The organism is Novipirellula methanifontis, assembly GCF_052161655.1.
Classification (GTDB): Bacteria; Planctomycetota; Planctomycetia; order Pirellulales; family Pirellulaceae; genus Novipirellula.
In genome coordinates this window covers 8,835,941-8,851,660 of the sequence record NZ_CP197418.1, presented here as the reverse complement: position 1 = coordinate 8,851,660, position 15,720 = coordinate 8,835,941, and the positions used below count along the sequence as shown (strand labels likewise).

General features: G+C 55.2%; 10 protein-coding genes. 1 reads left to right on the top strand and 9 read right to left on the bottom strand.

Annotated elements, in window-relative coordinates; all coding sequences use genetic code 11:
• Window positions 1–124 precede the first annotated feature (124 nt).
• From SH528x_RS31555 to SH528x_RS31535, 5 genes are all read right to left on the bottom strand, one after another.
• A complete protein-coding gene (locus SH528x_RS31555) occupies window positions 125–1,735 on the bottom strand; it encodes a porin (RefSeq protein ID WP_442507393.1) in 1,611 nt (536 codons plus the stop codon).
• Window positions 1,736–2,365: 630 nt separating this feature from the next.
• A complete protein-coding gene (gene ribD / locus SH528x_RS31550) occupies window positions 2,366–3,481 on the bottom strand; it encodes a bifunctional diaminohydroxyphosphoribosylaminopyrimidine deaminase/5-amino-6-(5-phosphoribosylamino)uracil reductase RibD (protein ID WP_442507392.1) in 1,116 nt (371 codons plus the stop codon).
• 249 nt (window positions 3,482–3,730) lie between these two features.
• Window positions 3,731–5,896, bottom strand: a complete 2,166-nt coding sequence (locus SH528x_RS31545; RefSeq protein WP_442507391.1) for a tetratricopeptide repeat protein — start codon at window positions 5,894–5,896, stop codon at window positions 3,731–3,733.
• 181 nt (window positions 5,897–6,077) lie between these two features.
• Window positions 6,078–6,878: a hypothetical protein gene (locus tag SH528x_RS31540; RefSeq protein WP_442507390.1), complete on the bottom strand. Its 801-nt coding sequence runs from the start codon at window positions 6,876–6,878 to the stop codon at window positions 6,078–6,080.
• A gap of 263 nt (window positions 6,879–7,141) precedes the next feature.
• Window positions 7,142–8,440 (bottom strand): glycosyltransferase family 4 protein, encoded by a 1,299-nt coding sequence (locus SH528x_RS31535; RefSeq protein WP_442507389.1) that lies wholly within the window; start codon window positions 8,438–8,440, stop codon window positions 7,142–7,144.
• 341 nt (window positions 8,441–8,781) lie between these two features.
• Between SH528x_RS31535 and leuB the strand changes: the two genes are divergently transcribed.
• Entirely contained in the window at window positions 8,782–9,855 is a 1,074-nt protein-coding gene (gene leuB, locus SH528x_RS31530) for a 3-isopropylmalate dehydrogenase (RefSeq protein WP_442507388.1), read from the top strand.
• A gap of 145 nt (window positions 9,856–10,000) precedes the next feature.
• Here leuB and SH528x_RS31525 read toward each other — a convergent pair whose 3' ends face one another.
• From SH528x_RS31525 to SH528x_RS31510, 4 genes are all read right to left on the bottom strand, one after another.
• Entirely contained in the window at window positions 10,001–13,150 is a 3,150-nt protein-coding gene (locus SH528x_RS31525) for a M28 family peptidase (RefSeq protein ID WP_442507387.1), read from the bottom strand.
• A 66-nt stretch (window positions 13,151–13,216) separates the two neighbouring features.
• A complete protein-coding gene (locus tag SH528x_RS31520) occupies window positions 13,217–13,615 on the bottom strand; it encodes a hypothetical protein (RefSeq protein ID WP_442507386.1) in 399 nt (132 codons plus the stop codon).
• 44 nt (window positions 13,616–13,659) lie between these two features.
• Window positions 13,660–14,706 carry a DUF3500 domain-containing protein gene (locus SH528x_RS31515; RefSeq protein WP_442507385.1) on the bottom strand — a complete coding sequence of 349 codons (1,047 nt, stop codon included), beginning with the start codon at window positions 14,704–14,706 and terminating at the stop codon, window positions 13,660–13,662.
• Between the two features lie 171 nt (window positions 14,707–14,877).
• Window positions 14,878–15,660 (bottom strand): cohesin domain-containing protein, encoded by a 783-nt coding sequence (locus SH528x_RS31510; RefSeq protein WP_442507384.1) that lies wholly within the window; start codon window positions 15,658–15,660, stop codon window positions 14,878–14,880.
• Between the last annotated feature and the right edge of the window lie 60 nt (window positions 15,661–15,720).

Below are 15,720 nucleotides of genomic sequence, written 5' to 3'. Positions count from 1 at the left end.
TGTAGCCCGGATGAAAAACCTAGTTCCAATATCCGACGTCAACTCCAAAGCTTTAGCTGTCCAGGTTCAGCGCCGTCTGCCACAAAAGGACCGACGTTTCACCGGTGTATACTGAACGGCCTGCTTAGAACGTGAAGATCGAATCGATACCGAACGTGGTTTGGTTCTTGTCGTTGTCTTGCAGTGCAATCGAATCGGTTGCTGCGATGGCGTCGGTGCCACCGAACACGGTGTCCCAACGAATCTCAGGACGGATGATTACGTTGGCATGCGGTCGATAATTTAGCCCAAGCGTGAACGCGTAAAAATCAAAATCCTCGTCGTTTAAATCGTAACCGGCCGGCAGATTGGCCAAGTTCTGAGCATCGCCGTAGTAACCTTGGCTGTCGGCCGTGGCTTGCCACCATTCGAAACGGGCTCCGATGGTGAGTTGATCGCCGAGTGTACGAATCAAATATTGATTGATCCCAAGAGTGTCGCGAACGGTCGCACCACTGGCATTCTCGGTATCGAGCAGGTCGCCTTGGACGATGTAGTGCATTTTGCTGGTCAACGCCACGTCGGTGACGACGCTATGCATAATGCCTTTTTCCTGTTGGCCATCTCTGGTTTTGGTAAATACGCCCCCGATCGTTGACGACGTGACCTTGATGTCACGCGTTAGATCGATCGTCATGCCTCCTAGGAACGCGTCTCCATTGTCTTCAAATCCGCTGTCCCAACCCATCACATAGCCACCGAATACTTCGGCATGCGAAAACCCGGAGTACGTTGCTAAGGCTCCTGTGTGCGTGAACGGCTCGCTGTTGTACATCGTGTAAGCATGGCTGTAGAAAAAATTGTCCGGAGCCGCGACAACTTCATGGCCGATCGTGGTAAAGAAATGGCCCATCTTGACCATCCAATCGCCATAGCCTGCTTCAAGATAGAGCTGCGGAATCGCATTGCCGTAGTCGGGGCCGTGATCCCAGCTGTTGTCCCAGTGATTGTTGTCAATTCCGAACGCTTGAGTGTCGGGGGCGTCGGTTCCATAGACGTAATCGATGCGTCCTCCGACGCCGAACCCATCCGAGACGTTGGCTTCTTTTTCAAAGTACAGCCATGCTTGTTGTAGCTGGAAATCGTGCGGCCGACTGTTGAACGATGGTAGGGCTTTGGAGTGATAGCCAAGCTGTGCCCAACCGCCCGCGGAATAGCCGCAGTAATTGCCCAAGAACAACCAGGGATCATCGATGGATCGAGATCCTATGCGGGAATGAAGTTTTTCAAACACGCCACTGGATTCGTCGATGTGCTCGCATTCCCCTGAACATGGGCCTTCGCAGCCACAGGTAATTGGATCGGGGAAAATCGTGGTCGTTGGGCCTTCGTAGAAAGTTTGGCCTTCGTCGAAGATCGACGATTCGTGAGGGAACGACGATTCGTGAGGGAAGTCGGCGGGATACGGCGATGCCGACTCAAATATCGGGGCGTCGCTTTGATAGGAAGCCGCTTGCACGGTTGGCGAAGTCGATTCGAAATCCGGCAGTTCGTATCTGGGGCCCGAATAGTGGATGTCGTTCGGATGGCGAACACGAGGCCGCATCGCCGGGGGGGCGAAATCGGCTTGAGCGATCTGCGGTTCCGAATCAATGGGTCTAGCGTAATCGCTGTCACCGGCAAATTGCTGAGCGTTTGCTGAAGGAACAAACGTGCCGCCTAGTAAGGTTAGGCCCGATAGTATCCACGCCTTCATGATCACTTCCCCCGAATTAAAGCAATCGTCACGCCGAAATGGGCGTGCAAGTGCATATTTGCTAGCAAGCGAACTTGATTGTCGTGCAAATTTCTTTGCATCAAGTCGCTGGCCTCTGTTTCGAATTCCAACGCTGAAAAAGTTTCGCGTTAAAGCGAACCCATTCCACCTGATCGTCAGTATCGGCAAACTTTACCAACAAACTTGATTCTGTCGGCGCATAAAAAAAGCTCCCGGAAAGTACGTAATCCTAGGGGGGCGGAGGACAACGCGCTTCAGTTCCGGGAGCCGGTGGTTTGTGGGGTTCGACACAGTAGATACATCCATGTATCAACTGGACGAACTCAACATTGCAAAATCATAGTCGTCGACGCAAGTTCACATCCGTGTGAAATTAAATTCGACGTGTTCCGCAGCAACAAATAATTTCGTTACCAAGTGCAGAATCGTCATGATTCTTTAATGCCTTCTCTGGGCGACACGCTGGGTGTCACTCAGTGATGGGCGAAGAATAGAGGTTAGCTTTTAGTCCGGTCAAGACGAGTTTTCCAAAAGTCGAAATTTGGTTCATATTCGTTACTTTTCTACGTAAAAACTGCATGTGTGACGCAAGAAAACAGGCGAGAACAATCAATTGCGCTGAGCTTTTCGGTAAACCAGTTTGACATCATGGTCTCCGAGACGCTGTAGACTTGCTAATTGCAATTCCGCAGCCTCCGCGACGCTGGCAAAACCATCGCCAGCAACCGGACCTAATGCGTTGCGACCGCCGAATACTTTTGCACCGACGTAAACGTCATATTGATCGATCGCGTTGGCCTCTAAAAAACTGGCCATCAATTCGCCACCTCCTTCAATCATGATGTTGGTCATCGATTGGCTGCCCATAAAATCGAGTGCTTGATGAATCATTTCCACTGAGTTGTCACTTGCACAGCGATAAACACTTGCACCAAGTTGCTCTAGCTCAGCAACATCGGTCTGTTCGATGTTGGGCGATACGATCAACAATACGGGGATGTCCTTTGCCGATTGAATCAAACGCGAACGGGGACTTGGCAATCGATTGGCACAGAACACGACTCGCGTTGCGGTGCGAACGCCTGCGGGCCGAGCGGTCAACATCGGATCATCAGCGATGACCGTTCCCATTCCCACTGCAATCGCGTCGACACGGCCACGCAATTGATGAACATCAGCACGAGAGGCTTCGTTTGAAATCCACTGGCTCTGCCCCGTGCTGGTAGCGATCCGTCCATCGACCGTCATCGCCCATTTTGCGATCGTGAAGGGGCGTCCAGTTTGCAATCGTTTCAAATAAGCCGCGTTCAGTTCGCGTGATTCTTGCTCGAGAACACCGACCCGCGTTTCGATCCCGGCGTTTTGCAACTGCGTCAGCCCGCCACCGTCGACTTTCTCAAATGGATCCGCCATAGCCACAACAACGCGTTTCACACCGGCGGAAATCAACGCGTCCGAGCAGGGAGGCGTCTTTCCGTGGTGGCAACACGGTTCGAGCGTCACGTAAGCGGTTGCGTCGCGAGCGTCGCCTGCACTGCGGAGTGCATGCACTTCGGCATGCGGTCCACCGAAACGCTGGTGATAACCTTCGCCGATGACTTGGTTGTCACGAACGATGACACAGCCGACCATCGGGTTGGGTTCGACCGATCCGCGTCCCTGCTCGGCCAAGCCGAGCGCGAGACGCATAAAGTCATCATCGGTTTCTAAACGAGAAGAGTTCATCAGCGATGGATTTCAGCGGTTGAAGATCACACAGATAAAAAGTGCAATGAGCTTTTGGCTCTGTCGTTAAAAGCCATGACAAGCTGGAAGCCTATCCCACAGCTCTCGTAGCGAAAGTCGCGAAGACTTTCGTTCACCCTTGCCACCCCGAAACTCTTGGCGAGTTTCGCTACGAAAAGACTGTTCTGCCACGACAGGCTGGAAGCCTATCCCACGAGAGGCACGACAGAGTGGAAGCCTATCCCACGATTAGTCCATGCCTGGGACCCACAATTTGCTGCCGCCACCGGAGGCTGGGTCGGCCGGAGGTGCTGCGCCGCCGCCATCGGGAGTCCAGATGCCGCCGGCTGCTGGCTCGGCACCTGCGGGGGCAACACCGCCGGGCGCGGGGCCACGTCGAGGGCTGCCGTCGGGGCGAATCAGTCCCATTGAAATCAACATCTGCTGCAACTGAGCCATCACTTCAGGCTCGTTGCCGTAACGCTGCGTTAACGTTTCGATCGCTTTCTGGAAGCCTTCACCATCGCCCGCTTGCAATCGCAAACTGACTTCGCTGAGCAACAGGTTCGCGGTCGGCAATTCGTTGGCTTCGGCAAAAGCCTTCGCTTCGTCAATCGTCGCGATCGCATCTTTGGCGTTGCTCGAAGCATTCACCAAAGTGGAATAGGCCAACAGCTTTGCCATCTTTTGATCTTCTGGCAAATCGGCTTCGATCAATCGTTTGGCAAAGTGACGAATCGCAGGTGTCGACGAGATCTGCTGTGCACGTTGCAACAAGTACAAGCAGGACTCTTCATTAAGCTGTTTCGAATCGATCCGGTTCAAATCGGTGTTGGCAACCGTCTCGATCTCGTCGTCGCTAATCGTCAATGTTGGCAGTGGCTCGATTTTGGCGAGTCGATAGACTTCACCGAGTACTTCGTCGCCTTTGGAGATGATCGCGTCGTACTGTTCTGCAACACGCACGACCACGGTTCGTTCGAGCAGCTTCGAATCGTCGTCTGCGGTCTCGACCAAGGAAGCGTTTCCTAGGATGCCCAATTTTGCGTTGGCAATGGCCAATGGCATTCGCGTGTTGGTGAGCGATTCTTGCATCGCGTCGGCTTCGACGGCGCTGGCTTTGAACCGCACCATGGCGACTTGCGGCTGCACGACGGCCAAGAACGGAAGCGGATCGCTTGATTTTTGATTCAGCTCGACCGAATCGCCAATCGCTTTTTGAATTTGAGCTCGCACATCGTCCAGGACGGACGTCGTGACGTCGTGAACTTCGACGCGGGCTGAGCGATCAGTTTGTTTGCCGTAGACAAACGCCATCGCGATCGCTTCGGGAATTTGATCGATTGGCGGCAAGCCTTCTTCGACTTCGGGTCGATCGCGATCGAGCACTTGGAAACCCGCACGTGGTGGAACATCGTCCTCGGACTCACGCATTTGGGCAAGCATTTCTGCCGGCAGCGGTGCAAATCGCGAATCGGCGATCATTGCCATTTCCACTGGCTCGGCACTCTCGATGTCGGCATCCAATCGGAAACATTCCGCAGCGAGATCTTTGTCTTCGGGATTGACCAAGCACGAAACGGCACGGAACTGGACTCGCTCTTCGAAATCAAGCGATTCACAAGCCGACAATTTCTTCAAGAAATCGCTTTGTGCGGCAACATCGCCACGCCAAATTGCACAGGTCAACAAGCCGGACAAGATCGCTGGCTCGTCGGGCAATGTGCGACGTAGCGACTGGAATTTAGCTTCGGCGAGCAAAACCTTGTTACTGCGAAGCAGCGTGGCGGCTTCGTCATAACGTTCGCCCCAATCCGCATCCGCAGGCCGTTGGATTGGCTGGGGAATCGATTTGACTAACTGGTTCAGCGTTGGCGAGCTGTTGAGCTGGCGTAGCAGCGAGCCTGACATCTGGCTGCCTTCGTAGCCTTGAGCCATCATCGCCAAGCTAGCATAAACGCGAGCGGTCAAGAAAACGCCTTGGCGACCGAGCAAAAACGCGACGGCGGACGAGACGTCCAAGACAAACGCGTCGACGTCGCGACCGCTCTCGGTCAGCGCTTCGAGCATCGAATCGGTCGCGGATTTAACATCACCGCGGAAAACCTGAGCCGCAGCACGCTGGGTCAACGCCAGCGGGTTGCTGGGTTGCAAGCGAATGAAACGGTCGGCGTTTTCGGCGAGCGTGTCATATTCACGGAGATCAAGCAGCAAGCGTCCGCGAATGGCCAATGCCCAAGCCGCGTCGGGATGTTCCGAAAGGATCGTCGACAAACGATCCAGAGCGGGGACGACTTGCCCCCCCTCGACCATTTTCATCACGCGATCAAGCTCGCTAACGGATTCCTTGCACTTGCAGAACTTGATTTTCTTTCCACTGCCGCAGGGGCAGGTTGCATATTGGTCGACTGACATCAGATGCTAGCTTAAGCGAATAGGTAGGTTTCGGTTGCCAGCGCACGACGCGGCGGCTTCCCAGGCGGAAGAATTTACCATGATTCACCCGTGAATCTGAACCCCCTGATCGAAATGCGTTCGATTTAAGCGACCGACCTGGGGCGATGCCCCGAGGAAAAAGCTCGAATGCTGCGGGAAATCAGGGCTTTGACGAGAATTCTTTGACCGTTTCCAACGACGATCCCTCAGGGAAATCGACCAATCCATGGTCCGTCAGCCGATCAAGTTCCTGGTAACGGATATCGACGAGGTCGGAAATTCGTGAAAACAACTCGCTCACATGCTTGTCGACAATTGGATGGACCGTCGATTCGTTGACCGTTTCGCCCCGTTTGAATCGTTGCGTGATTGTCGAGTTCGCTCGCAAGTATTCTCGGAACCGTTTTTCGAGCAGCGGATCGGTTGAAATCTGCACATGATCGAATTCGTGCAGCACAAGCCGATCGGTCCAGAACGAGTCGGACGCAGGCCGTTTGCGAAACCAAACGGTGTGCTCGGGTTCGATTCGCACGTCACTGAAACGCATTGAAATTCGCACTTCGCGAGATTTCGCATTGCGATCCTGATCGACGAACTTCCATCGATTGCGGCTTCGATAGTGGTATCCCATCCGATATTCGGTCGTCGCTGCAAGTCGCCGGCCTTTTCGCGGCGAAGCGGATGCATTGTCCTGACGCAGTCCCGACTGCATCGATTCGGGTCGCGGTCCGAAGACAAACTGCACTTTGCCACGCTCGATCAGCGCCGCAATCTCATCGGGCGGGGGTGGCAAGTCGGCCAACTCGATCGTTTGCAAATCCGATTGCGGTTCGGCCGCGTCATCGCCAAACGTGAACGACGCAAAAGTGAAAAGCACGCACCAGACCATCGCAATCCGCAGAACCCATTTCGCGACGATTCGCAGCGAGCGAGGCAAATGCTTTGGCTGGGTCGGGGGCATGAATCACGCTCGTACGCAGGTGGAGTCAAAGAACCAAGCGACGCAAAGATCCCGCCGAGTCTACCCGATAACGTCGCCTGACGTTGTGGGATAGGCTTCCAGCCTGTCGAGGCAGAACGGTCTTTTCGTAGCGAAAAATCGCCAAGAGTTTGGGGGGGCATGAGGGAACGAAAGTCTTCGCGACTTTCGCTACGAGGGTTGTGGGATAGGCTTCCAGCCCGCGGAGGGTGCGATGACAGGCTGGAAGCCTATCCCACATTTAATCAATCGCGATGACCGGCGGCGACGAAGTTGTCGCGTTGCGATACATGCGACTGGCGGCCCTCATCAAGCTTGTTCCGTCCATCCGACTCGCGAGGTGAATCGATCAGTTTGCGATAAACCTCGGCCGTTCCCCAGGCCATTGATAAATCCGAAAATGATTGAGCTTGTCGCTCGTACGCGGCTTCCGCCATCGTTGTCCAGTCATACTCGCCCGTCACGAGCAAGCGAATTTTGTCAGCGAGGCTGATGGCATCACGAGGCTCGGCGAGCAAACCTTCGACGCCATCGGTCACTGCTTCGGGAGTTCCCTCGACGCGAGTGGCGATCACTGGGACCGCGGCTGCCATTGCTTCGAGCACCACCATCGGCAACCCTTCGCCGAACAGACTCGGCAAAACCAATGCATCCACTTTCGCTAACTCTGTGGGGACATCATCGGTAAATCCAATGCGTTCAACATAACGTCGCAGGTTCAAATGTTTGACTCGTTCGTTGATCTCCGCTTCGTATTCCGTCGTTTCGAACGGTCCGATACAGCGAAGCACGACATCGAGTCCTTCGGCACGAAGAATTTTTAAAGCATCAAGCACCACTTCGAGTCCTTTCCGGGGCCGCATCAATGCGACCATGCCGAGCACCCAACGGCCGCCGACGGCAGGATGATGAATCCGCTCGGGGCGAATGCTTGGAACGCCATTGTGAACCACGGTGACTTTGTCTTCGCTTGCCCCTTTGGCGATGCAATCGAGTCGCAGGCTTTCCGAAACAGTGATCAGATGCGAACAACCCGAAAGCGACGCTCGTTCCATTAGCGAGTTGAGTCGATTGCTCCATCGATTGACCGAATCGCGTGCCGCGGGACTGTGCACGTGATATACCCAAGGAATCCCCGTTAAACGGGATGCCGCCGAAGCGACCATCGCGGTCCGGGGAGTGTGAGCGTGCAACAAGTCGTAACCATACGCCCGCACCAAGTCGCGAATGCGAAATACGGCTCTCAGATCAAAGCGGCTTTTCATCGGGGCTAGATGACAACGTCCCCACTGCAGATTCTGTTCGGCCATCACTTGCGGGAATTTCCCCGGCTTGACGCAGACAAAATCGGCAGCGATGCCAAAGTTTGGCAGACAGCGGCCCAGATGGGATTGAACGCGTTCGGCTCCCGAAAAATACTCGCCGTTGATCACATGCAGCACGTTGGCTTCGATCGAACACGGTGGCGACGCCGCTGGTTCGTTGGGCAGAACGACGGGCACCTGAACGGGGATCGACGTAAAATCGGTTTGGTTTTGCAACATAACGTGAGCTGAGAGAGTTTGGCTAAGACTGTGGGGCCGATGACCGTCGGGCCAAAGATTGTCGGACCTGTCAGGAAATCCCGCAGAGTGAATCTCTACGGATACTGAAACTTGGGACGGTTTCGCGTCTCAGGCGGGCAGGATCCGGTTGAACGTCTCGGCCTTGTTCACGCATTGATCCGGTTGCGACAGCTGTAGGGATTGTGGCGGCGACCGGCGCGATCAGGCCGCGTCCGCTGCGGGGTCGATTTTTTCTGGCGTGACATCGGATTGGGCAAAACAGGTTGTTGGATTAAATTGGGGGCTCATCCATTCAAACCTCTTGCCCCAAGGGCACACCGTTGAAAGCGAATCTCGTACTACTGCCAGGTGATGGCATTGGCCCTGAAATCGTCTCCGAAGCCCAGCGAATCCTTGAAAAGATCGCGGAGTTGTTTGGTCACGAATTCACCTTCACGTCCCATTTGATCGGTGGCATTTCAATCGACAAAACGGGCGATCCCCTCCCTCAAGAAACCATCGACGCGTGCAAAGCCAGCGACGCGATCCTGTTGGGAGCCGTGGGCGGCCCCAAATGGGACGATCCGTCGGCGAAAACGCGTCCGGAAGCGGGACTGCTGAAAATCCGCAAGGAACTCGGACTGTTCGCCAATTTGCGTCCGATCCGGTTGTTCGACCAATTGGTCGATTCGTCGCCGCTAAAACGCGAAATCATCGAAGGCACCGACATCCTGTTCTTTCGTGAACTGACCGGCGGTATTTACTTCGGTGAATCCGGTCGCTCGGGCAGCGGGCAAGACGAAACGGCGTTCCAGTCGATGGCGTACAGCGTTCGCGAAGTCGAGCGAATCGTTCGCATGGCTGCCAAGGCAGCTCAGCAGCGTGACAATCGCTTGACCAGTGTCGACAAGGCCAACGTGCTCGAACCAAGCCGCCTGTGGCGTCAAACTGCCGCTCGTGTGATGGCCGAAGAGTTCCCCGATGTCCAGTACGATGTCGTGCTTGTCGATGCCATGGCGATGCACTTGATCAATCGTCCTCGCGACTTTGATGTCGTGGTCACCGGTAACCTGTTTGGCGACATCCTGACCGACGAAGCTTCGATGTTGCCTGGTTCGCTCGGGATGCTGCCGAGTGCCTCACTCGGGGCCGATGGACCTGGGTTGTACGAACCGATTCACGGTTCGGCTCCCGACATCGCCGGCCAAGAACTTGCCAACCCATTGGCGACGATCCTGGCTGCGGCAATGTTGCTGCGTCACTCGTTGTCGTTGTTGGACGAAGCCACCGCGATCGAAAATGCGGTCGCTGCCGTGCTCGCCGACGGGCTTCGCACCAAAGACATCGCTCGCGGAGCAAAGCACATCGGCACCAAAGAGATGGGCGCCGCGGTGCTGGAGCGTTTGCAGAAGTAGTGTTTAGGTAGGACAAATGTGGGATAGGCTTCCAGCCTGTCGTTTTCGAAACGGCAAGTTTGGAAGGCTAACCTACGGTGAAAAAGGACAGGCAGGATGCCTGTCGGGACGCTTGATGACAGGCTAGAAGCCTATCCCACTGTGATTACTCGCGGGCGGTAGGGGTGATTTTCATTGGCACCGTCTTTTCGCCTCGCTGGACGACAATCTCGACTTCTTCGCCGATCTTCAACGCCTCGATCGCGTACGTGTAATCGTAGATGTCTTCGATCTTGCGACCCGCCAAACGAATGATCACGTCACCGCCGCTAACGCCCGCTTTGGCAGCGGGGCCACCACCTGCGACGCCACTTAGTTTCAAACCTTTGACCTCGCCCGCCGCATAATCGGGGATTGTTCCGAGGTACGCGGTCAATACCGCGCGAGGAGCTTCCCCACGCTTCTCGCCTTCGTCGAGTTCAAACTTCGGCGGCTCGGCAGCGGTCAGGAAACCGCGAGCCAATAATGCAAATAAGCGAGCGGTTTGTGCTGCACCTTCATAGTTCAACTTGTCCGCCGTATCACGCGGTGTGTGATAGTCCTCGTGGGCTCCAGTGAAAGCCGCAAGAATTGGCACGTCGCGTGCCACAAACGCCGAAGCGTCCGTGGGCAAACGTGTGCTCGTTTTATCAAGCTGTAACTCTAAACCGACCGGAACGTTTCGCCGCTGGACTTCGCCTGCGAAACCGGGCGACGACCCGATCCCTTGCACGATCAACTTCTCGCGCAGTCGCCCCACCATGTCGAGGTTCAAGTAGGCGGCAATCGCCTGAGTCAGTGGTTCGGCGTCGGCCGCGACTCCGTGGGCGTGTGCCGCATGAGCGTGAGCAGCGTCACCGCCATGGTCGTGCGCTGGCGTTTCCAGTTTGGGAGCCTGCGGATAGAGATTGAAGAACTCGTTGACGTAATGCTGTGAACCAAACAGTCCCAATTCTTCGCCACTCCAGGCGGCGATCAACAAATCGCGTTTTGGTTTCAGTCGCCCTGCGGCTTTTTCGGCTGCGAGATATTGAGCGATTTCGAGCATCGCACCCACACCGCTGGCGTTGTCATCGGCGCCAAAGTGAATCAACTCTTCTTCATCATCGCGAGCCAAACTATTGCTGCCTCCGCCGCGACCGAGGTGATCGACGTGAGCCCCGATCATCACCGCGGGATACGTTTGCTGATTTGGCTTGACCGGCAAACGTGCGACGACGTTGCGCCCCACCCCGGTTTTCCGTTCAATCCCGATCGTGGCGGAAACCGAGACGTTCTCGAGCGGAAATCCCATTTGCAGTGAACCGTCATCAAGCGATGCTTGCGTTTTGGCCAAATCCTTGTTCGCTTGCTCGAACATCTGCTTGGCAATATCGTTGCTGATTGTCACTGCCGCAATACTGACTCCGGCCTGCGATGCGTTGCTGTCGAACAGGATCAACTGGCGTGTCACCTTGCTGGTCGGTCCGGCCACGAACACGATCCCTTTGGCGCCGTGATCGCGAGCGACCGTGGCTTTACGTCGCGGCGAGCTGTAGCGAGCCATCTCTTGCCGCCGTTCGGGCGTAATCTCTTGCGGCATGTCCCGCAGCACCATCACCCATTTCCCCGCGACATCAAGATGTACATAGCTATCGTACTCTTCGACATCGTCGCCACCTGGCACTTGCATTCCATAGCCGGCGAAGACGACTTCGGCGGCATCCGTTTTGCCGTCGTCGGAATACGACAGCGGTCGCCAATCTTCGTTCAACTCCAGCGATTTGTTACCCACGGCCATCGCATTTTCGGGCTTCAAACTCGAACCGGCAGGGAATTCAAACTCTTGGAAAAACGTGTCATTTTCGCCTGCGGGTTCAAACCCCAAGCTTTCCAAATAGGCCGCAACATACGCAGTAGCACGCCGTTCTCCGTCGCTGCCAGTCAATCGGCCTGCCAATTCGGGACGTGTCAGGAAATCAACATGCCGCATCACGTCAGTTGGTGAAAATTCAGGCGACGTGTTTTCAGCCGATGCGACCGCCGCTTCTAAGTCATCGTTCGAACCAGAGTCGAGTCCCAGCAATTTCCGAGCATGAGTATCGTTCCAATCGCCCATGAAGATCTGAGATTGTTTTTCTTTGGTGCGAGTCGAAGTCCACGACAATCGTTCGCCCTTGGGCAAGAACACAGGCAGGCCGTCAAAACCATCGGTGTAGGTCACGCGAACGGGTTCGCCCTGGCCATCGGCCCGAACCAAGTACAGTTCAAAGTTGGCAAAGCCGTGCTTATTGGTGGTGAAGATCAAATAATCACCGCTGGGATGGTAAAACGGCGCCCAGCTCATCGCTCCGAAATGGGTCAGACGACGCACATCGCTGCCGTCGGTTTTCATCGTAAAGATTTCGGCGGTCGCTCCGTCCTCAGAGAAATGACGAAAGCAGATGCGTTCACCGTCGGGCGAGAAAAAGGGACCTCCGTCGTAACCGGGCTCGGTTGTCAAACGACGCACATTCGTGCCGTCCGCATTCATGATGTAAAGATCGATCATAAACGCGGGATCAATCTTGAACTTCTCTTGCTCCACATTGGTTAATTCGCGCGAGTAGGCTTCGCGATTCGATGCAAAGACAATTTGGGTTCCATCGGGGCTGTAACTCGCTTCGGCGTCGTAGCCTTTGGCGTCCGTCAATTGTTTGTACTGGCCCTCGGCATCTCGCTCGACCAATTCATAGTTCTCGTCGTAATCCCAAGAATACCGGCGTTGTTTCCCCGTGGCTCGCAGCTCCAATTCGTCCTTTTGCTTTTGCTCTGCTGCCGGGTCGGCTTGCGTGCTGGCAAACAAGACGTGGTCGCCATCGGGATGGATCCACGCGCAAGTGGTCTTTCCGACGCCCGGTGAAACCTTTTCGATGTCGCCGGTTTCCAGATCGGTCAAATAGATTTGATAGAACGGGTTCGCCGGGTCACGTTCGCTTTGAAAGACCATGCGAGTGCCATCGGCGCTGAAATAGCCTTCGCCGGCACGCCGGCCTTCAAAAGTGATTTGGCGAACATGGTTGACCAAATCGAGCTCTTGTTGGCCGGTCTCGGGTTGGCCGGTTTGGGGCGTTTGCAATTTAGCTGCGGTGGCCTCAGTGTCCTTGTCCCCCGGATTCACTTCGACGTCCGCTGGCTCGGTCTTGCTCTCGGTCGGTTTTGTCGGCGATGGAGGCTTTGCGAAGGCCCCGCCATCGGGGAAAAAACAACTAGCCAACAACGTGGCAACCAAAACGAACGAGCACAGGAGCCTCGACATTTTCAATCCATTCGAGTTAAGGGAAACACGTACAGGAGTGTACGATTCTAAGCGTTTTTTGCAGGTTTAAGAGTTTTTCAGACCGTGAGCACCACGCAGGCAAATCAGGTCTTCGCTCCAACGAGCGAACAGCGAACGCCGCTCGTCTTCGCAATCAAACACTCGGACCACGTTTATTTTGTGACGAATGTCGTCTTTCACCAACCCGTAGAGATCTTGATAAACCGGGGGCAGGTCCGCCGCCTCACTTTCCACTTCGGGGGGGACTTGGCGAGCGGTCACATCGAATCGAAACACTTGCAGCCAACCAGGACGCTGAACCGCAACCAAGCGAACGTTCCTCAACTTGGCGGTCCGACCGTAGTAGCCGTTTTCCGAAAGATGCTTTCGGATCGCCGTTTCCATGTCGTGATCGCCGCACCAATTGCCCCAGCGCTGGCGGAGATGTTGCAGCCAAGTGAGCATAACGTTGTCCCCCCCCCTCCACGCTTTCGCTGAAACAGGAGACTTTACTCGATTGGCAAGTCGAAATCGCCAGTCAAGTCACGCCACACGCAGTGGATGTGATTAGCTGGATTCCCAGACGCATCGGCTTGCGTGTTGACGAACTCGATCAAAAAGTCCTTGCCACGAATTCGGTAGTAGTGTCCGACGCCAGGCTTTAAAGCACCCGCCCAAGCAAAGTGGACGTTCGACCAACCGTTGGTTTCGATCAATTCACGACGCGCCCCGGCGGTTTTTTCTGGCACAGCATCCGCGTAGACACCGACTAACTTCTTCAGTAGTTCAGCTTGCGTTGAGTTGAGTTGATCAAACGGAATGCCTTCGGGCTTGCCCACTTTGGGTTGCGGCTCGCCAGCGAATCGGATTTCCGCAGGAGCTTCGTCGGCGATCACGCCCAATTTCTTTTGAGTGTCGTTGAAACTGTTGACCAACTCGAACCCAAGATCCTCTTCTTCGCGAAGCACGCGTGTTCCCTTGCCCAGCGGTCCTTCGACATCGCTCATGATCTTGGCTGGATTGGATGCAAAAAATTGAGGAGAGCTGTCAACCAACTCACCACCGCGGCAGCTGAAGTTCAGCGACATATGATGCCCTTCGAAGCTGAGCCCCCAAGGGTCGGAATCGCTCGGGGTGCCGAAGATCGTGACATAGTATTTTTGAGGGTCACGACGCGATTCGCTGCCGGGGCCTTCGAGTTGGCGAAGCACGCCTTCGAGCAACATGATCTTGCTCGCTTTGCTGTAACCCGCTTCGCTGAGCGCCGAACGCAACAGACGAAGTGCCGCAGTTCGCTGAGCCGTATTCATGTCCTTCAGAACAAGTCCCTTGCGAGTCGGCATTGGAATGAAGTGCCACGCGACACGCTCGGCCGAATCGTAGTCCTTGGTTGCTTGCGCCGCTTGTTTCTCGTCGAGCGTTTGCAAAAACGCGTCGGCAAATGTTTTCATCTGCATCCCTGGCGGGTCGCTGACCTTCATGCCGATGAAGGCCGCGAGGGTAACGGAACTTGCCAGGAGCAACACGGCGGGAGCCGCAAAACGGAACGATCGCATCAAACGTATCTTTCGCAGTAGGGAGGGGGGCATTCAGGTGGGACGTCCACAGTGTAGTAGACATCGCCTCGGACCGCAAAACGGGGCGGCGAAACGTTGGAATGCGAGTCCCCCTCGTCACCCGATGGCAGCAAAATGGCTGCTTTTGGGTGCAATCAGTAGCCGGCTAAGTCAGCCCCCCGAAAACGCTTGGTCGACCGCTTGAGGTTGAAGCGGCCCAAACGGGACTCGGCTTGGCCCCGTTGTTGTTTCAACCGAATTCGCAGCAAATGCGCTGATCTGGTGCGGGCGAGTGGAGTGCGAGCGGACGACGAAAGACGAAAAAGTCGCTCGGTTTGCCCCGCCCTGCCAAAAACACCTGGCCTGATCGTTATTTTGATTGCCGGCCGAATTCTCGCCTGCCCAAACGTCTGCTGTCCAACTCTCACTCGTCCGATTCTCGCTGCTTCGATACCGGTTGGTTTGGTTTTCGTCCACTAGCGTCACGATCTTGCCGTCGCTGGGATCTACGCCCGCGACCGGTTCCTCGGCTAATGGAATCTGGCCTTCGTTCAACCGGACTTTCTGCAGGTCGATATCAATTGGCTTGAGGGATCGACGATCGTTTTTGACTGCAAAGCCGATGTCAATCAGTCCGCCATCGTCGTGGGCAACCGGTTTGCTGGAATAAACAAACGCGACGATCGTTCCTGCTTGTTCGTCAACGTTTGCGATCACCATGCCACGACCGTTCCATACCGAACCCGGTTGGATTCGCGACGCATCCGTAGTGACTTCGGTGGGGTCGAATTGAATTCGCACCTCGGCGGCTCGAACGCCTTGAGCGTCTGAGATTTCGATTGGTGCCGTGGCTTCGGAGAATGAATCAACGATGACACTTGGGATGGAAACACTTGCCAGCAATCGTCGTGATTCTAGTTGCTGAACACCCAATTTACATGTTTTTGTTGCCATCCGTGCCCCACTGATTTGAAGTGCAAATCAACCGCGTCGTGCAGTTTTCCATGGAGTAAT